This window comes from Bifidobacterium sp. ESL0745 (genome assembly GCF_029433335.1).
GTDB lineage: Bacteria > Actinomycetota > Actinomycetes > Actinomycetales > Bifidobacteriaceae > Bifidobacterium.
The window spans coordinates 1,054,896-1,073,014 of the sequence record NZ_JAQTHX010000001.1; the positions used below are offsets into that span (position 1 = coordinate 1,054,896).

Here is an 18,119-nt window from a genome sequence, read left to right on the forward strand (position 1 = left end):
CCCATGCATCAGCAGTCGCTTAACGCAATACATCCACTTATCCGAATGCATGTATCTTGCTACGGCGCGACGAACGGCCGTCCGAAGCCGACGAAACCACCATCTTCGGCACGCCTGCACCGTTGACGGCAGAAGCGTCGACGATGACCTGCTCCACATCGTTCATCTCCGGCAGCTGGAACATGGTTTCCTCAAGCGTCTTTTCGATGATAGACCGCAATCCGCGAGCGCCGGTGCCTTCTTTGATAGCCTTGGCAGCGATGGCAGCTATGGCCTCATCAGTGAACGAAAGCCTGACCCCGTCGACGGCGAACAGCTTGCGGTATTGCTTGACCAGCGCATTAGCAGGTCGCACGAGGATATCGCGCAGATCCTGCTCGGTAAGCTCGTCAAGTACGCTGACCACAGGCAACCGACCAATAAACTCCGGCAGCAAGCCAAAATCGCTCAGATCGTCGGCATCGACCTGACGCAACAGGTCGGCCTTGCTCTCGTCATGCTCGTGCAAGGTCGCGGTGAACCCGCTTTCCTGCGCGCCAATCCGCTTGCGCACGATGGCATCGAGACCGACGAACGCGCCGCCGCAAATAAAGAGGATGTCACGCGTATCCATTTTCACCGTGTTCTGGTCACGATGCTTGCGTGTGCCCTCACCTTCCAGCGGCACCGAGGCGATGGTGCCTTCAAGGATCTTCAACAGTGCCTGCTGCACGCCTTCCCCGCTCACATCGCGGGTCAACGATGCGCTCTCTCCGCTTTTGCGTGCGATCTTGTCGATTTCGTCGATATAGACGATGCCATGCTGGGCGCGACTTACGTCGCTGTCGGCGGCCTGCAGGAGCCGTTGCAGCACACTTTCCACGTCGTCACCAATATAACCTGCCTCCGTCAACGTGGTGGCATCAACGATGACGAACGGCACATTCATCACACGGGCGAGCGTCTGGGCCAGGTAGGTCTTGCCGACGCCGGTAGGACCGAGCAACAGGATATTGGATTTGCCAACCTGCACGCCCGACAGCGAATCGGCACTGGGTCTGCCGGAACGTTTGGCATCGCCTGCCTTGGCGCTCCCGACGATACCGGACTTGCCCGTCACGCCGGAAGCGGCCGCGGCTTTGCCCATACCGGCGCCGGTTGCACGCCCGCCTTCACCCATATCCATGTTGACGCGCTTGTAATGGTTGTAGACAGCCACGGAAAGGGTGCGTTTGGCCTGCGGCTGGCCGACGACGTACTGGTCAAGATAAGCATATATCTCCGAGGGTTTTGGCAGGTTCAGCGCGTTGATCTTGACATCTTTGTCGTTGTCGTCCTTGATGAGTTCGACACATTGGGCGATGCATTCGTCGCAAATCGCCGCACCCTGGCCGGTGACCAGCTTGCGCACCTGACGCTCGCTTTTGCCGCAGAATCCGCAGTGCGGGACGGAGTCGTTGTAATCCACCACGTCGCCCATGCCCTCTCCTTACCACATCGTGCGTTTAAGACCAACCCTGTTTTGGTCGTTTGTTCACCGCTCTCTTCCGCTGGCGGCACCCGCTTACGACGATACCCCTCACGCGCGAACGCAAGGGGTACCGAATCGTTTTTGTTATGAATCTACACGGCGAATCGCAGCGCAATCGCTACCACTACTTGCGGTTGGCAAGCACTTCGTCGACCATGCCGTAGTCCTTGGCCTCCTGAGCGGTCAGGAAGGTGTCGACTTCGATGTCCTTGCGGACACGTTCGACCGACTGGCCGGTGTGCTTGGCGAGGGTTTCCTCGAGCCATTCGCGCATGCGCAGCATTTCCTTGGCCTGAATCTCGATCTCGGTGGCCTTGCCGAAGCCCTGGTCAATGGCCGGCTGGTGGATGAGCACGCGGGCGTTCGGGAGCATGAGGCGCTTGCCCTTGGTACCAGCGGCAAGGATGACGGCGGCGGCCGAAGCGGCCTGGCCGAGACAAACGGTCTGCACATCGGGCTTGATGTATTGCATCGTGTCGTAGATGGCCGTCATCGCGGTCATCGAGCCGCCGGGCGAGTTGATATACATCATCACGTCACGGTTCGGATCCTGGCTTTCCAGAACCAATAGCTGGGCCATGATGTCGTCGGCGGAGGTGTCGTCCACCTGCACGCCCATGAAGATGATGCGGTCTTCGAACAGACGGCTATACGCGTCCTGCGTCTTCATGCCGTACGGCGTCTTTTCGCTGAACTGGGGCATCACGTAACGGTTCCGGGGCGCAAAACCAGCCACACCACGCGGACCTGCGAGACGCTCGGCACGAGCTACAAACTTCGCTTCTTCACTTGCCATGTTCACTCCCCGTCCTTCTTGGTGCTCATCGTGCCCGGTGTGGTCACGATCTTATCGAAGAAACCGTATTCCAGCGCCTGCTGCGCGGTGAACCAATGGTCGTACTCGTTGTCGCGGTAAATCTCCTCGAGGGTGTGACCGGTCTGTTCCGCGGTGAGCTTCGAGAGGGTCTGCTTCATATCCATGATCAGCTCGGCGTTGATGCGCACGTCGGTGGCGGTGCCGCCGATGCCGCCGGAAGGCTGGTGCATCAGGATGCGGGCGTGGGACGTGGCGAAACGCTTGCCCTTGGTACCGCTGGAAAGCAGGAACTGACCCATGGAGGCCGCCATGCCGACCGCGACAGTGGCCACGTCAGGCTCGATCAACTGCATGGTGTCGTAAATGGCCATGCCAGCGGTAATCGAGCCACCAGGTGAGTTGATGTAAAGCCAGATGTCCTTCTTCGGGTCTTCGGCCGCAAGCATCAGCATCTGGGCGCAGATGACGTTGGCGTTCTGATCCTTGACCTCGTCGCCAAGCCAGATGATGCGTTCCTTAAGAAGCCTATTGAAAATCGGATCCGTGATGGTGGGGGCGGAATCCTCCCCTTCGTCCATCGACGGCGTAGATGTCAGCAATCCTGCCACCATATCTCCTTGATATTCACGTTTTATTACCGTTATGAATAGTACCGCGACTTATACGACAGCCTTTTGTTTTTTGCGCTGAGAACGAGAAACAAAGCCGAGGAAACCTTGCGAAACCAACGCGGACACGGCCACGCCGACACCGACCGGCACGAAGAAGGCCATCGGTGCCCTCGTCAGCTCCATCACCAGGCACATCGCCATCAACGGAGCCTGTTGCGAAGCGGCGAGCAATGCCGAAGCACCCACCAGCGCGCATGCGGTGACGGTGTCTGCGGGACTGATGATCATCCACACAAAACCAAGCAGTGCGCCCAGCGTCGCACCTATGGAAATGCCGGGTTGGAGCACGCCGCCCGAAGCACCGGAACGAATGGTGGCGAGCGTCAGCACGGCCTTGGCGACCAACAGCGCCAGAAGAATCGGCACAAGCGTATTCCCCTGACCGGCAGTGGCGGCAAAAGCGTATTGCGCCACAGAACGGCCATTGCCCATGACCTGCGGCAGCCATATCGCCACGATGCCGGTCGCCAGCGCGGCCAACGGCATCATCCACAGAATGCCCGTGCCCTTGGGCTTGTTGCCTTCGGCCCATTGCGAACCTTTACGGAACAGCGCACCCGCGATACCGCAGATGATGCCGGCAAGGAAGGCGAACAGCGTCAGGCTCAATGTCGGGATCACGGACTTTCCCATGGCGGCCATGCCATAGAAGGTCCCGCGGCCGCGGATCATCGAGGCGACATAGGCGGACACCGCCGAGGTGCCGAGCGCCATCGCGACGGTTTCGATTCCGACATCGGCAAGCAGGATCTCCACGGCGAAAAAGGCACCGGCAAGCGGCGCGTCGTAGACACCGGCAAGACCTGCGGCGGCAGCCACCGCAACGATGATCTTGCTGTCTTTTTCATCGCTCAGATGGATAAGCTGCGAAAAACGCTGGCCCAGCATCGCGCCGAACTCACGCGGAGCCACCTCGCGGCCGATGGACGAGCCGGAACCCACGATGAAAATCTGCAGCAGAACATGGACGGTCGTTTGCCAGACCGGCATCCGCTCCCCTGCGACGGCTTTCTTCACCGACGGCACCTTGGTGGTCTTTGTACGCAGCAGCCACCAGATGATCGCCGCAAACACCGATCCGCCGACGACCGAAGCGACCCTCCGCCACGCCACGACCTGATAGGGGCTGGGATCCTTCGGATTCTCGATATAGCCCAGCATCAGCCGTTCGACGCCGCTCAGCATCAGGCCCAGCAGACCGGAGCTCACGCCGACGACCCCGCCTAGCAGGAATATGACGGCGGCAATCATGCCCAACCGTTTCAATCCGCTATCGTTCTCTTGTTCCACCACCACTTCCGACTTTCTGCAACAAATCACATAGTATTTCTACTAAACATAACCATACTATTCAGGATCGGTCCGATTCGCACAAAAGAACTCTTCAGATTTCGGCGAAGCATGAACTCTGCAGGATTTCCCTACTCAATTCTTCATCCTAATCGGTTCTTGGCGCGCCAAGAGGGCCGAAAAAATCAGATTCGACTCTCTCATCCCTCCATTTTGAGGCTCCTGACACGCCAAGTACCACAAAAATCGATACATTTGCAACAATTCTTCAAAAAATAGGTCTCTTGGTGCGCCAAGAAGTCGAAAAAATCAAAAAAAGAGCGACATTCCCATGAAAAGGACGCACTTGGCGCACCAAGAGACACGCTGAATCAACATTGATGGATGCTTGACAAGTTTTACAACCATATATCAAACAAAAGGGAGCCAAGGCGAACCCTGTACTCCCTTTTAGCAATTTTGATCAGAGATTAATGATTACTTCGAAATCACTCGGCCTCATCCTTGTCGGAAAGCTCGTCGGCAACGGCGGCAGCGGCGGACGCAGCCTCTACGCTTTCGTTCTCTTCGGCATCTTCAACGGCCTCATCCTCACCCAGGAACGGGGTCAGATCGAGATCCTTGCCGTCGCAGGTGAACTTGACGGCGCGCATGCCGGCAAGCAGACCCTTGGAACGGCCGACTTCCTGAACGGCGGAGCCAAGCTGGCCGTTCTGGACGATGGCGTTGATGAAGGCACTCGGATCCATGCCATACTGCTGAGCGATGGAAGCGAGGAAGTTGGTGACATCGGCTTGGGAGACCTTGACGTCGAGCTGCTCGGCCAAGGTATCGAGCACGATCTGGTCCTGAAGCTCCTTGTCGGTGGCCTCTTCGGCTTCCTTCTTCTGTTCGTCGGTGGCCTTGTCGGGATCGGCGGTGACCTGCTTCAGGTGATCCTCAATCATTCCCTTGCGGACACCTTGGGGCAGTGGAATCTCCACGTCCTTCTTCAGGGCGTCAAGGAACGCATCGCGTGCCTCATTGGCCTGACGGCCTTCGCTGTCGCGCTCGCACTGCTTTCGGATATCAGCCTTGAGCTCGTCCAACGTGTCGAACTCGGAGGCTTCCTGAGCGAAGTCGTCATCGAGCTTCGGCAGCTCCTCAGCCTTGACAGAATTGACCTTGACCTTGATCTGGGCCTTCTCACCTTCGTGGTCGCCGCTTTCCAGCGTGCCTTCGAACGTGGTCTCCTCGCCTGCGGACAGGCCATCGAGCGCTTCGTCGATGCCGTCAAGCAGTTTGCCACTGCCGAGCTCGTAGCTCACGCCTTCCTGGGAATCGACAGACTCGCCGTCAATCTGAGCATCGAGATCGATGTTGGCAAAGTCGCCCTTCTTGGCAGGACGATCGACGCCCACGAGGGTGCCGAAACGCTGGCGAAGGTTGTCAAGACGCTTGTCGACGTCCGCGTCGCTGACCTCGGTCTTCGGGACTTCAAGAGTCATGCCGTCAAGCTTCGGCAGCTCGATTTCCGGACGGCGCTCAACGGTGGCGATGAACTTCACCTTGGTGTCGTCCTTTTCGCTGGTCGGCAGCTCCTTGACATCCAGCTCGGGCTGGGCCATCGGGCGAATTTTCTTCTCCTCGAGAGCCTTGGAGTAAAGCTCCGGGACGGCGCTGTTGACGGCCTCACCGGCGACGGCACCGAAGCCGACGCGCTGGTCGATGATCTTTCCGGGGACATGGCCCTTACGGAAGCCCGGGACGTTGATCTGCTTGGCGATTTCCTTGCGGGCCTCAACAAGATACGGGTCGAACTCTTCCGGGTCGACGGTGACGGTGAGCTTCACCTTGGTGGGCTCGAGATTCCTCACGCTGATTTTCACGCTAGTACTCCTGACGATTATTCCAACTACTTCTGCACTTAGGCAACCCTCATATGATAGCGCGACTTACGGACTCGGATATCAGCGCAATCTGCCATTTCCGGGCCCCTTGCTCACGCAGAAATTCCTGAATGTCAAGCTTGTCGGCATCATCGCGCCAACAAAGGTTGCGAATGATCTGCGGTTTGATGACCACGTCGGGCGGGGTCCTTGTGTCCTGAGCAATCTGGGCGATGACGGCACGGACTTTTTTAAGACGCGCAAAGCGGTCAGGATGGTGAACGGACCAATATTTCATGGAACGTGGGGCGTTGACCTGAACCTCCTGCGGTGGGCTCGGCGGCTCCGGCCAATCCTTCGGCCTGAGTTTGAGGGCTTCCTGAATGGTATCTTTCCACACGCTCGGCTTGATGGAACGTTGGATAGGGGCGTAACGCTCGAACATCTTGTCCTGTTCGTTGCCCATGTGAATACGCACCCGCTCGTTCAGGCTGCGGATGGCGCGGAATTGCCGGGCGTTGTGCGGTTTTTTCTGGGAGGCCTCGATGATGGCGACGTCGCTTAAGAGCAAAGTCGGAGCGATATCGTGTTCGCGGGCAAGCTCGTCGCGCTTCTCCCAAAGGGCTTTGGCGACAGCCTGACCCCGCCTATCATGGCCAAGTACGGTGAAATGGGAAATGCGCATCCACGGCACTGGATGTCCAAGTTGCGGACCTGTCCCTTCTTGAAGCGCATGGCTGAATTCCTCATTGGCCCATTCCATTTTGCCGGCTTTTTTCAAGTCAACACGCATTTTCTGCTCGAGTTCGATAAGAAGTTCGACGTCAAGAGCCGCATAATTGCGCCAATCACGCGGCAAAGGACGGTACGACCAGTCGGCTGCGGAATGCTCCTTGGCCAATGTAATACCAAGATAGTGTTCAGTGACCGCGGCGAGGCCGAAACGCTTGAGGCCCAAGAGTCTTGCGGCGATTTCGGTATCGAAAAGATTGCGGACTTTCATACCCAAATCGGTAAAACCAGGCAGATCCTGCAACGAATCGTGAATGATCCACATGGCATCGCCGACTGCACGATTGAATTCGTTCCAGTCCACGCCTGCCTTGTTAAGGGCTATCGGATCGAAAAGGACAATGCCTGAACCGGTGCGTTTGAACTGCACGAGCCAATCCTCGTGGCCATAACGGTAGCCGGAAGCACGTTCGGCATCGGCGGCAAGAGAGCCATTCCCCGCAGCCAGCCTGTCACATGCCTCACGGAATCCGTTGAGCGTATCGGTGACCTCAGGGACGCCCTCTCGCGGCTCCTCCTGCAATCGTGGCTCGCTGCTCAACCAAGCTCCTACTCCGCCCACCATAAGTTTCGTCGCTCTGCGTTTCGCCAAGGCGCCGTAGACTCTTGATACGGTGAACACTGCTATACACTAAATCCGGCGTCCACCATATCGCGAGCCTTGGGCAGCGCTTCCTGCGTACCGATCAAAACTCAATCATTCCAGCCGCCGACCGGCAACCGCCTACTTAAAGTCGCTTGACCACGCTGAATCGCTCACAGACGACTTCCGTGTCGTCACTGACTTGGAAGTCGCAATCACCCAATTCTTCCAGAAATTCATTACTTTGCCAAAACTGTTCATGCGCCTTGCGCCAGCCCGCAACATCGTCGTATTCTTCGCCTTCGCCACGGGCATGCTCATCGGCGATGTCGCTTATTTTGCAAACCGTCACTCCCATCAGCCGGGTCACGCACACCGGTTTATCTTCGGAATCAATTACCACGGCCAGCTTTCCTACCTGCGGCAACGGCTCGTGGTCGTGCTGATATTCGGCAAGCAATGAGGTTGTCCTTGTTTTGCGACCATCAAGAATCGCCTCGACCAAACGGTCCCGCATAGGGCCAGGAAAGCCATACTCATCACGTTCGAGGGTTGTTAGATCGATAGCATCGTCTTTCATGTCCGCGCTATCGTCTGATTTATGATGACTGGTCATTACTTCTCATTTCTTTGCCTTGTTAGTCTTGGCGGGCCTGGTATCCGCTATTAATCCTTAATAGACGGGCTCGTTTTCGATTCGTTTATTTCCGTTTTTACTGCGAACGTACCACGTCCATGAAACGGGGACCGTAGAGATGCAGCTTGTTCTCTCCCACACCGTTGACCGCAAGGAACTGGGCATCGGTGACCGGCTTGATGCGGGCCATATCGCGCAGGGTCTTATCGGAGAAAACGATGTAGGGCGGCTTGCCGATTTCCTGGGCGATGGTACGCCGCAGCTCGCGGAACTTCTGGAACAATGCTTCATCTTCATCTGTGGGTTCGTAATTACCGTAAGCGCCATTATTCATTCTAGCCGCATTGCCATTTGAAGCGTCAGCATCATATGAGCCGAAAGCGGCACCGGACGAAGCAACCGGCTTCTTTCGCAGGATACGTTTGATTTCATAGTGGAAATCAGGTTTGACCGTATCCGCCGCACGCGCACCGAAGCGAACAATCGGCAATCTTCCTTCCGAAACGAAGAGATAGCCGTCGGTCGCCATCTGGTTGATGACATCGCGGATTCGCGCATCCGGCACATCGTGAAGCGCACCATAGCTCGGCATACGGTCGAGGTGACGATTAATGAGATCCTGAGCTTTCGAGCCTCGCAGCACCGAAACAATCTTGCCCATGCCAAAACTCTGGTTGATGTCATGCACACAGCGGCTGACGGCACGTGCCACATCGGAGACGTCAATGGTTTCGAAGGTGCTTTCACAATTGGCACAATTACCGCATTTGAACGCCCCGTCATCAGCGTTACCGTCGTCTTTTCCATCCTGTTTCCGGTCACTTTCTGAAGCATCGCCATCATTGGCAGCTACACCCGAATCAGACCGGTTGATATTAGAATCAGGCCTTTTTTCGCTCTCATTCCGGGCGCCAACCGTAGCATCAACGCTGGTGGGATCGGCGAAATACCGCATGATATAGCGGTGCAGGCATTCGGTGGTGCGGCAGTAACCAATCATCGCGTTCAACAAACGCCGATGGCTCTGACGAACAATCTCCTGCTCCTCGGGGCTCATGCGGTCGTTGTCAGAATCCATGTCCAGAAGTCTGCGGCGGGTGACGATATCCGATTCGTTCCAGAGCAGCGTGCAACGCCCAGGTTCTCCGTCTCGTCCTGCTCGTCCGGCTTCCTGATAGTAGGCTTCGATGCTTTCCGGCATATTGTGATGGATGACGTAACGCACGTTCGACTTGTCGATACCCATCCCGAAGGCATTGGTGGCCACGACCACCGGCACCCGATCGGTGACGAAATCGCGTTGCGCTTTGTCGCGCGCCTCGGCAGACATGCCGCCGTGATAGGCAGCTGTGCCAATACCATGGCGGTTAAGTTCGTCGGCGAGCGCCTCGGTCTCCTTGCGAGTGGCGCAGTAAACAATGCCGGATTCGTCGGGATGCTTGGCTGCATACTCCGTAATCCATGTGTTTTTGCGTTTCGTCGGCATGTTGATGATGTCGAAATACAGGTTTGGCCGGTCAAAGCCGGTAACGGTGATTTTAGGTGACTTAAGCCGCAGCAAACGGACGATATCACGACGTACTTTTTCGGTCGCGGTCGCGGTGAACGCGGCGACGGTCGGCCGTACCGGCAAGCTGTCAATGAACTCACCGATACCCAGATACGACGAACGAAAATCCTGCCCCCATTGCGAGACGCAATGTGCCTCGTCAACGGTAATCAACGAAATCTTGACCTGCGAGGCAAAGCTGCGGAATCGTTCGGTTTCCAAGCGTTCGGGGGCGATGTAGAGCATTTTCACATCGCCGCGCCGGGCTTGGGCGAAGACCATGGATTGCTCGTCGCTTTCCTGTGTGGTGTTGATGAACGCTGCTTTGATACCCGCATCGTTCAGGGCATCGACCTGATCGCGCATCAGCGAAATCAATGGGGAGATGACGATGGTCAGACCCGGCAGCATGGTGGCCGGCACCTGATAGCAGATGGATTTCCCGGCACCGGTCGGCATCACGCCCAGCACGTCATGACCAGCGAGAATGGCATTGACCAGATTCTCCTGACCTTCTCGGAACGAATCGTAACCAAAATACTGCTTCAGTGCCGCAAGCGCACCACTGGACGGCCATGACGTCAGAGGTTCCGTTTTGGTTGGAGACTCTGCAGATTCAGATTCCGCTTGGCTTGGCGAGAAGGACGATTCCGACATCAGTCACCCAGTCCGTTCTTCAGTTCGATGCCAGTTTCGTTCATCTGCTTACGAGCGCTCACACCCTGATCCTCACTGACCGGTTCGGTCATGTCTTCAAAGACGGTGACGGAATATCCCAGCTTTTTAGCGTCAAGCGCGGTTTCCTTGACGCAGTGCGATTCGGCCAGACCGACCACATCGACATGGTTGACACCGGCATCTTTCAAGCCTTGAGCCAAGGTTTTGCCGTCTTTCTGCATCTGGGCGAATTCCTCGCGGGTCTGCACACAATCGGTGTTGTCTTCGATGCCTTCGAAGCCGGAATACGCCGAGGCGTACTGGCCCTTCTTGAAATGATGGTTGAGTCCGAGAGCCGCAATCTGCGGCATCAGTTCGGCATTCGGCGTGCCCGCCACACCGTGCTTCGGCCATGAGTCAACGAAATCGGGATGGTCGGAGAAATGCGAACCCGGTTCGATATGCCAGTCCTGAGTGGTGGCGATATAGGCGTACTCATCGCCCTGCGCTTTTACATACTCGGCGATGCGATCGGCCACAGCCGTGCCGCCTTCGACCCCAAGTTCCCCACCTTCGCAGAACGTGGGCTGCACGTCCACGATAATCAATGCCTTGTCTGCCATATCGACTCCTGCCACTACTCGAATCCGACCAATCCTCGAATCCTAAAATAACACTACAAAGAATGCCCCACTTGCCTGACCAAGCGCGAATCACTCAACTCAAATCCCAGATTGGTCCCCATCAACCTGCTTCAACGCGTCTTCGACGCTGACGCACAGATCCGGAAAATGCTTGATCAAATCCTGATCACCGGTCACCACCATGTCGGCATTGGCTTGGCGCGACGCGGCAATGATGAGATCATCCTCATAATCGTTATGAATAGGCCGCAAGGCCACTGCATTTCGGCATACTTGATCATCCACGGCAATAACCGTCATAATGCGCAATAAGGTCTGTATACAATTCCAACCGAACTGTGAAACCAGCACGGTAATAGTCGCCCATACCAGAACAGATTCATCATTGCGGAATTTCCTTTTCATGGCAATTTTCGCAAGATAATCAACATCTTTGAGTGACAAAGAAACGCACATCATCGTTGTGTTCATCCCTGCAAATGCATTAAACAACGATTCGGCTTTTTTATGACCTTCTCTTGTTTCCAAAAGGTAATCCAGAAGAACATTAGTGTCACAAACTAATTTCAGATTCTGCGCCATTATTTCCGCTCCTTTTGTTCATGAAGATATTCATCGTACTGTTCGTCATACATCAAATCTCGAATTTCCTTATAGCTCATGCCCTCAAAGGGATCTTTGCCGTCATCGGGCAAACCTGCCTCTTTCAATGTTCGAGACCACAAAGTCGCACCATCCTCTATCGCTTTGAGTCTGCGTTGTTTTTCGGCTTCCTTATCAGCTTTTTCAGCTTTGGTCTGCAAATCCGGAGTATCGCCATAATCCTTGATAAAATCCCATAACTCACGAACGACGGAACTAGGTGTCTTCCCTTTGCTTTCGAGTATCTTGTCGACGTCATCTTTTACATCAGCATCGATACGGACATTCATCTGCACCATCGACATGGTTTCTCCTTCAACGATTATTCATCAATTCAAGAGTGCTATACGTTATAGCATATAATATAACGCTATATTCGTCAAATAAAGAGCAAACAATAAAAAAATTCTGATTTTTTTAGTTAATGTGATATATTTGCAACATAGTGATAAATACATCACCTACTTTGTACTTATCGCCAAGAAACAGCCGTTGAAAGGAATCAAAGATGCCAGCCTTCTCACATCGTTTCAACCCTCGCAACTGGTCGTTGAACCGGATAAGAGAGGTGCAGTTCTTCTGCATGCTTATCGCCACGCTCGTCTCGCTTCCCGGCGCGTTTCTTCCAGTCACTTGGCTATGGCTGCATCTTCTGAGTCTAGTTGCTTTCACTATTTTGGCAGGAATCGATACCGCCCTCAATAAATTCATCTCACCGGGACCAAACGGAATTTTTTCCATGGGTTCGAATGGCAATTTGGACAATCCTTCGGAAACGGGGTTACGCGACGAAAGCGCTCTGACTCATGAGAATCAAGCCAATACCACAGCCATTTTTATCCTGTTTTGCGTGCTTATCTGCGTTGCCATGATCAACCAATATTGTCTGGATAATCAACTGCGCTTCACCCTCTATCTTCTGTTGTTCATCGCCTCGTTAATGCCGACATTGCAACTGGGCTGTTACCTTTACCTTGAACATCGTGATATGACTCGTTCGGAAACGGCTGTCGATGTCGAGGCTTAACACCACCCTCAAGCAGGTCCGGCAGAACGCCGGCATGACGCAATCAGAACTTGCCGCACAGGTCGGTGTGCGACGTGAGACCATTATCCGGCTGGAGGCAGGGGCTTACAATCCCTCGCTCAAGTTGGCACTGGACATTGCGCACACCTTCGATACCACTGTCGAAAAGCTGTTCTCTTTCGATGGCTGAACACAGCAATACATATATTTGCGATACACAACACGGCAAATCTACAATATTTTCCAAACCTTGATAGCCGCATTCCCATAGGCCAGAGGCACAATTATCCTTGGGATTATGGAGTATATCGAAACGCAATCCGAACGCACCGAGCTGCCGCTGGTGGTCATCCCCACAATGTTCGAGTCCATGTACCAGCCTATCGCCATGAGCATGCGGATACTGCACAACGTCGCCCGTGTGCGAATATACAAAGATTTCAACATCGAGCCAGACACCATCGTTGAACGTTGCAAAAACGCCGATATCGTTGTCGTCATCGGTTTCCATGTCAACGGCAAGCTGCTTGAGGAGCTCAGCAGTCACGTGCGTTGCTTTGTATTCGGCGGCACCGGCGTCGCCAATTTCATCGATCTCAACCGCACGCGTAAACTGGGAATACGCGTGTGCAACACCGTCCATTATGGCGACGAAACCGTCGCGGAATATACGTTTGCACTGATTTTCGAACTTGCTCGTGGCGTCGGTGCCATGGATCGCAGCATTCGGGAAGGCAACTGGAGCGGGCTGGAAGGCACGTCGCTGAAAGACAAGACCATCGGACTTGTCGGCTTCGGCGGCATCGGCCAGACCGTCGCCCGCATCGCCGACGGATTCGGCATGCACACACTGGTCTGGAACTCGCATGTCAATGCTGCCACCGCACGTTCGCTACGGGCGACACTCGTTGACAGTATCGGCGAGCTTATGGCCCATTCGGATATCGTAAGTCTGCATCTGCCTTTGAATGAAGAGACGCAAGGAATCATCACATCCACCGATCTAGACCAGCTCAAACCTGGCAGCTACTTCATCAACACGGCACGCGCCGAACTCATCAAGCCAGGCGCGCTGGTCAATAGGCTCGAACAAGGTGACATCAAGGCAGCCATCGACGTCTACGACACCGAACCACTGCCAGCCGATGATCCGCTGCGTTCGGTTCCCGATACGATCCTTACCCCGCATGTCGCATGGCGCGCCGATGACGCCTATCGCGATCTTTCGCGCCAAATTGCGCGTTCGATCCATGCCTTCTGCAACGGCGAACGTTTCAACGTGGTGGAGTAGACGGACCACATCAGCGTCACCGAGAGCGGCTTCGACCAACTTTTACGCTCGATTTCCGCTTCCTAAGCGCAGGTGACCATAGTCGACGCGACCAAAAGCACGTTTTTCCATGCTTTTCGTCGCACCAAACCACTCAATGCGACCAAAAGCACGAATCGGCTTGCTTTTTGTCGCACCAATTCACTCGTCACGACGAAAAGCACACCGTAACATGCTTTTCGTCGCAGTTGTTGGTCACGACAGTCCGCGGAACCTATAATGACGCGGCGGCAACCAAATCACGGGTATAGTCGGCTTTCGGACGGTTCAGTACATCATCGGTGCTGCCGCCTTCCACCACTTTGCCGTCGTGAAGGACAACGATACGGTCGGCGATGTGCTGGACGACACCCAAATCGTGCGAAATCATGATGATGGCCGTTTCCGGACGCGATTTACGGATGGCGGCAAACGCCTCAAGTATCTGCAGGCGGGCCGCCACATCGATGGCACTCATCGGCTCATCGGCAACGATGAGTTCGGGATCGGTGATCAAGGCGCGGGCGATGGCAACGCGTTGCGCCTGTCCGCCGGAAAGATCAACAGGATAGCGATTCAGAAATTCATCAGGGTCAAGGCCAACCAGGGACAAGGATTCACGCACCTTGCAATCAGCATCCGAGTTCTCGGTTTTCGAATGGTTGCGTTGGATCTTCAACGGTTCCGCGACCGACTTGGCCACCGTCCAACGAGGGTCAAGTGAGGAGAACGGACTTTGAAAGACGAGACTCGATTTTTGCCGCAAGGCCTCATAACCGGCCGATTTTCTGCCGTCGACAGGTTCACCCTCGAACGTCACCGTCCCCGAAGTCGGTTTGTCAAGCCCCAACACAATCCGCGTCAGCGTGGACTTGCCCGACCCGGATCCGCCAATAAGCGCAAGACACTCCCCCGAACGCACTTCGACACTTACATCGTCGAGCGCAGTCTGGCGGTCTTTGCCATGGCCGAATATCTTGCCAACATGTTGGCCCCACAATAATACAGAGTCATGGTCATCGACCTTGAATGGATTTCCCTCAACCATTCGAATCCTCGTTTTCATATTGTCGCTCACACTAGCCCATGGTTACCAAAAGATAGTGCACGAATATCCATGGTTTCTTTTGGTAGCCATGGGTTAGCGCGAGCCTTCCCCGGCAAGCGTCAACTCGCGCGCCGCACCCACCAACTTTTCCGTCTGTTCGTTTTGCGGATTATCCAATAAATCAGCAGTGTTTCCCGATTCGATAATCCGGCCGTCATCAAGCACATAGCAGCGCGTCGTTGCACGGGCGAGCACCGAGAAATCATGCGTAATAAAGAGCATCGACGCGCCGGATTTGTCGACCAATGAAACCAGCAGATCAACGATCTGGCGCTGGGTGATGGAGTCGAGCGCCGTTGTGGGTTCGTCGGCAATGATCAGGCGAGGCGAGGTAATCAACGCCGTAGCGATACCGACACGTTGCTGCTGCCCGCCAGAAAGTTCGCTCGGATATTTTTTCGCCGTGGCTTCGTCAAGCCCGACCTTTTCGAGCATCGCGACAACGCGCGTCTGACGGTCAGTTTTATTCAGGTTATAGTGAAGTTTCAGTGGCAGTTCGACCTGTTTGCCAACGGTCAGAACCGGATTTAATGATGACGCCGGGTTCTGGAACACCGTGCCCACATAACGCCCTCGCAGACTTGCGAGGACGGTTTCGTCCGCTCCGATAACCTGGGTATCACCAAGCAATACGGAGCCAGACACCTGCGCATTCGTCGGCAATAGACCAAGCAAGGCCTTGGAAATCATGGATTTTCCCGAACCGGATGAGCCGATGAGACCAACCCGTTCTCCATCGTCGATACGTAAATCGACACCATGCACAATCGGCTTTCCGCCTACGGAAACACCAAGTTGTTTGACATCAACGCTCATGACCATCTCCACCCCTTGAGGACCTTAAGAAAAACAAATACTGCCATTAAGGTCCAAAAAATATACGGCCAGATTCCTGCCTTGTAAAACAATCCTGTTATACAACGAGCATGAATATTGCCACCTCTTGATCTAAATGACGTAGCCAGGATTTCGCCGTATAAACCAGCCAAGGCATATCCGGCTGAGCGATCTTTGCCACAGTTCCCTTCACCGAAACCCACCAAAACCGGAGAAGCCGGCGAAAGCGATGCAGAAACCAGCATCTCACGACCTCCGCAATTCGGGATTGGTCACCGGGTCGACGGCATCGCGCAGCACATCGCCGAAGATGTTCAGCGCCACCACCACGATGGTGACGATCAGACCCGGCCAAAGCACGGTCAGCGGGTAGACGTTGATGAACTTGACCGACGTGGCCAGCGAATGGCCCCAGCTCGGCACGCCGCTCGGCACGCCGACGCCGAGGTAGGTCAGGCCGGACTCAGCGAGTACCGCGGTGCCTGCGGAGAGCGAGAGCTGGACCATAATGGTCGGCATCGCATTGGGCAGGATATGGTGCAACATCACTGAAAATCCGGAAGCGCCATAGGAAAGCGCGGAAGCAACATAGTCGGAATTGGCCGCGAGCAGCGCCTGTGGCCGTGCTATACGCGCCAGATTGAGACCATAGCCGATGCCACAAGCAATGATGATGACCGCGACGGAAGCCCCCATCGGAACCGCCAGAATCAAGGCAATAAGCACGGTCGGAATGGAAATCAGCGCGTCCACCGCCACCACCGAAACATTCGACAATGCCGAATCGCGCGAGACCATCGCGCTCATCAGCAATATGCCCAACGCTCCAGCGAAAACCACGGCCAAAATCGCAATGAAAAGATTCGTACGCGCCCCGGCCATCAGCCAGCTGAACACATCCGCTCCGGTTCCGTCGGTGCCGAGCCAATGCGCGGCGGACGGCTTGGTCCAGACGTGATAGCCATCGGTTTTCCACAGCGATTGCGGTGTCCAAACGAGCGATGCCAGCGAAACCAAGCCCCACAGCGCCAAAACGATGAGCGCGAATTTTCCTTCGCCACGCCTCCATATAGAACGCAATACAATCGCAAATTTGTTCTTCGTCATTGCGCACCTCCTTGTACAGCGTGCTTCAGTCGGGGGTCAAGGAAGCGGTGCAGCAGGTCAACAAGGAAGCCGACGAACAGGAAGAACGCAGCCAGCATGAACAGCTCGCTTTGCACCGCGATAAGGTCACGATTGCCGAGGTCGGTGACCAGACCCGCGCCGATGCCGGGCAACGCGAAGAGATTTTCGATGACCATGACGCCGGTGATCATGCCGGCGAACATCAGTCCGACCACGCTCACCAGCTGCGGTGTCGCCAATCTCAACCCAACTTTGAGTGCGGCCTGACGGCGTGTATAGCCGCAGGCCATTGCCTGATCCATATAGCCGCTGTTCATCACGTCACCCAGCGCCGAACGCGTATAGCGCATCAGGCTCGCGCCGTCGATGATGCCGACCGTCAGCGCCGGCAACACCAGCGAGGCCAGCGCCGGACCGAAACTGGACCAGCCAGCCTCGGGAAACCCTTGCGAGGGCAGGATTCCCAACAATCCGGTACCGCGCCCGAAGAGGAGAATCAGCAACAGCCCTCCCCACAGCGCGGGGATGGCACCGCCGACAATGGCGACGAAATGAAACGCGGAACGCACCGCCGGACGTGTGGCCAGAGTGGCAACAACGCCAAGGGTCAGGCCGATGGCGAGCGCCACGACAAGCCCCAGCACAATCAGCGGGAAGGTGACGGAAGCACGCATGGCGACGGTCTCGCTGATCGAACGGCCGGTCAGAAGCGACGTGCCGAAATCGCCATGCAACAAGCCGCCCATCCAGCTGAAATACTGCACAACCAGCGGCCGGTCAAGCCCCATCTGCGAGCGCAACTGGGCCACCCGTTCCGGCGGCGCGTTGAGCCCTGCCATCACGCTGGCCACGTCGCCCGGCAGAATGCGCAGCGCCGCGAAAATCACCACCGAAATGGCGAGCAGCGCCACCACAAACAGCAGGAAACGTCGAATGACGAATCGCATATGTCACCTTACCTATCAACCTATTGCCGAACATGCGAGCAAAATCAGGATTCCGCACGCTTTTCTTGATTTTCATCGCATCTTCATCTCGCGCCTTGGGCCG

18 protein-coding genes are annotated in these 18,119 nt (G+C 55.6%); 3 read left to right on the top strand and 15 right to left on the bottom strand.

Annotated features, from left to right (window positions below; all coding sequences use genetic code 11):
- Positions 1–37: 37 nt before the first annotated feature.
- From clpX to PT275_RS04150, 11 genes are all read right to left on the bottom strand, one after another.
- Positions 38–1,459: an ATP-dependent Clp protease ATP-binding subunit ClpX gene (gene clpX / locus PT275_RS04100; RefSeq protein WP_277152600.1), complete on the bottom strand. Its 1,422-nt coding sequence runs from the start codon at positions 1,457–1,459 to the stop codon at positions 38–40.
- A 175-nt stretch (positions 1,460–1,634) separates the two neighbouring features.
- Complete coding sequence (locus tag PT275_RS04105; RefSeq protein WP_277152602.1) at positions 1,635–2,306, bottom strand: ATP-dependent Clp protease proteolytic subunit; 672 nt, start codon at positions 2,304–2,306, stop codon at positions 1,635–1,637.
- 2 nt (positions 2,307–2,308) lie between these two features.
- Entirely contained in the window at positions 2,309–2,935 is a 627-nt protein-coding gene (locus PT275_RS04110) for an ATP-dependent Clp protease proteolytic subunit (RefSeq protein ID WP_277153656.1), read from the bottom strand.
- Positions 2,936–2,986: 51 nt separating this feature from the next.
- Positions 2,987–4,249: a chloride channel protein gene (locus PT275_RS04115; protein WP_277153657.1), complete on the bottom strand. Its 1,263-nt coding sequence runs from the start codon at positions 4,247–4,249 to the stop codon at positions 2,987–2,989.
- Positions 4,250–4,776: 527 nt separating this feature from the next.
- Positions 4,777–6,156 carry a trigger factor gene (gene tig, locus PT275_RS04120; protein WP_277152604.1) on the bottom strand — a complete coding sequence of 460 codons (1,380 nt, stop codon included), beginning with the start codon at positions 6,154–6,156 and terminating at the stop codon, positions 4,777–4,779.
- A gap of 49 nt (positions 6,157–6,205) precedes the next feature.
- On the bottom strand, positions 6,206–7,489 hold the full coding sequence (locus PT275_RS04125) for an HRDC domain-containing protein (protein WP_277152606.1): 1,284 nt from the start codon (positions 7,487–7,489) through the stop codon (positions 6,206–6,208).
- Positions 7,490–7,676: 187 nt separating this feature from the next.
- Entirely contained in the window at positions 7,677–8,147 is a 471-nt protein-coding gene (locus PT275_RS04130) for an ASCH domain-containing protein (protein ID WP_277152608.1), read from the bottom strand.
- Positions 8,148–8,244: 97 nt separating this feature from the next.
- The gene (locus PT275_RS04135) at positions 8,245–10,302 is read right to left on the bottom strand and encodes a RecQ family ATP-dependent DNA helicase (protein ID WP_277153658.1); all 2,058 of its coding nucleotides are present in this window, start codon (positions 10,300–10,302) and stop codon (positions 8,245–8,247) included.
- A 71-nt stretch (positions 10,303–10,373) separates the two neighbouring features.
- Positions 10,374–10,997 (bottom strand): isochorismatase family protein, encoded by a 624-nt coding sequence (locus PT275_RS04140; RefSeq protein ID WP_277152610.1) that lies wholly within the window; start codon positions 10,995–10,997, stop codon positions 10,374–10,376.
- A 99-nt stretch (positions 10,998–11,096) separates the two neighbouring features.
- A complete protein-coding gene (locus tag PT275_RS04145; protein ID WP_277152612.1) occupies positions 11,097–11,600 on the bottom strand; it encodes a PIN domain-containing protein in 504 nt (167 codons plus the stop codon).
- Positions 11,600–11,959: a damage-inducible protein J gene (locus PT275_RS04150; RefSeq protein WP_277152615.1), complete on the bottom strand. Its 360-nt coding sequence runs from the start codon at positions 11,957–11,959 to the stop codon at positions 11,600–11,602. Before PT275_RS04150 ends, PT275_RS04145 begins: the two co-directional genes overlap by 1 nt.
- A 209-nt stretch (positions 11,960–12,168) precedes the next feature.
- Here PT275_RS04150 and PT275_RS04155 point away from each other — a divergent pair, with 209 nt between their 5' ends.
- From PT275_RS04155 to PT275_RS04165, 3 genes are all read left to right on the top strand, one after another.
- Complete coding sequence (locus tag PT275_RS04155; protein ID WP_277152617.1) at positions 12,169–12,687, top strand: hypothetical protein; 519 nt, start codon at positions 12,169–12,171, stop codon at positions 12,685–12,687.
- Complete coding sequence (locus tag PT275_RS04160) at positions 12,674–12,877, top strand: helix-turn-helix transcriptional regulator (protein WP_277152619.1); 204 nt, start codon at positions 12,674–12,676, stop codon at positions 12,875–12,877. The genes PT275_RS04155 and PT275_RS04160 overlap by 14 nt, the downstream gene beginning before the upstream one ends.
- 108 nt (positions 12,878–12,985) lie before the next feature.
- On the top strand, positions 12,986–13,978 hold the full coding sequence (locus PT275_RS04165) for a D-2-hydroxyacid dehydrogenase family protein (protein WP_277152621.1): 993 nt from the start codon (positions 12,986–12,988) through the stop codon (positions 13,976–13,978).
- A 253-nt stretch (positions 13,979–14,231) separates the two neighbouring features.
- Here the strand turns inward: PT275_RS04165 and PT275_RS04170 are convergent, their stop codons facing one another.
- The 4 genes from PT275_RS04170 to PT275_RS04185 form a co-directional block, all read right to left on the bottom strand.
- Positions 14,232–15,044, bottom strand: a complete 813-nt coding sequence (locus tag PT275_RS04170) for a dipeptide/oligopeptide/nickel ABC transporter ATP-binding protein (protein WP_277152623.1) — start codon at positions 15,042–15,044, stop codon at positions 14,232–14,234.
- Between the two features lie 93 nt (positions 15,045–15,137).
- On the bottom strand, positions 15,138–15,920 hold the full coding sequence (locus PT275_RS04175; RefSeq protein ID WP_277152625.1) for an ABC transporter ATP-binding protein: 783 nt from the start codon (positions 15,918–15,920) through the stop codon (positions 15,138–15,140).
- Between the two features lie 267 nt (positions 15,921–16,187).
- A complete protein-coding gene (locus PT275_RS04180; RefSeq protein ID WP_277152627.1) occupies positions 16,188–17,048 on the bottom strand; it encodes an ABC transporter permease in 861 nt (286 codons plus the stop codon).
- On the bottom strand, positions 17,045–18,016 hold the full coding sequence (locus PT275_RS04185; RefSeq protein ID WP_277152629.1) for an ABC transporter permease: 972 nt from the start codon (positions 18,014–18,016) through the stop codon (positions 17,045–17,047). Before PT275_RS04185 ends, PT275_RS04180 begins: the two co-directional genes overlap by 4 nt.
- Positions 18,017–18,119 lie beyond the last annotated feature (103 nt).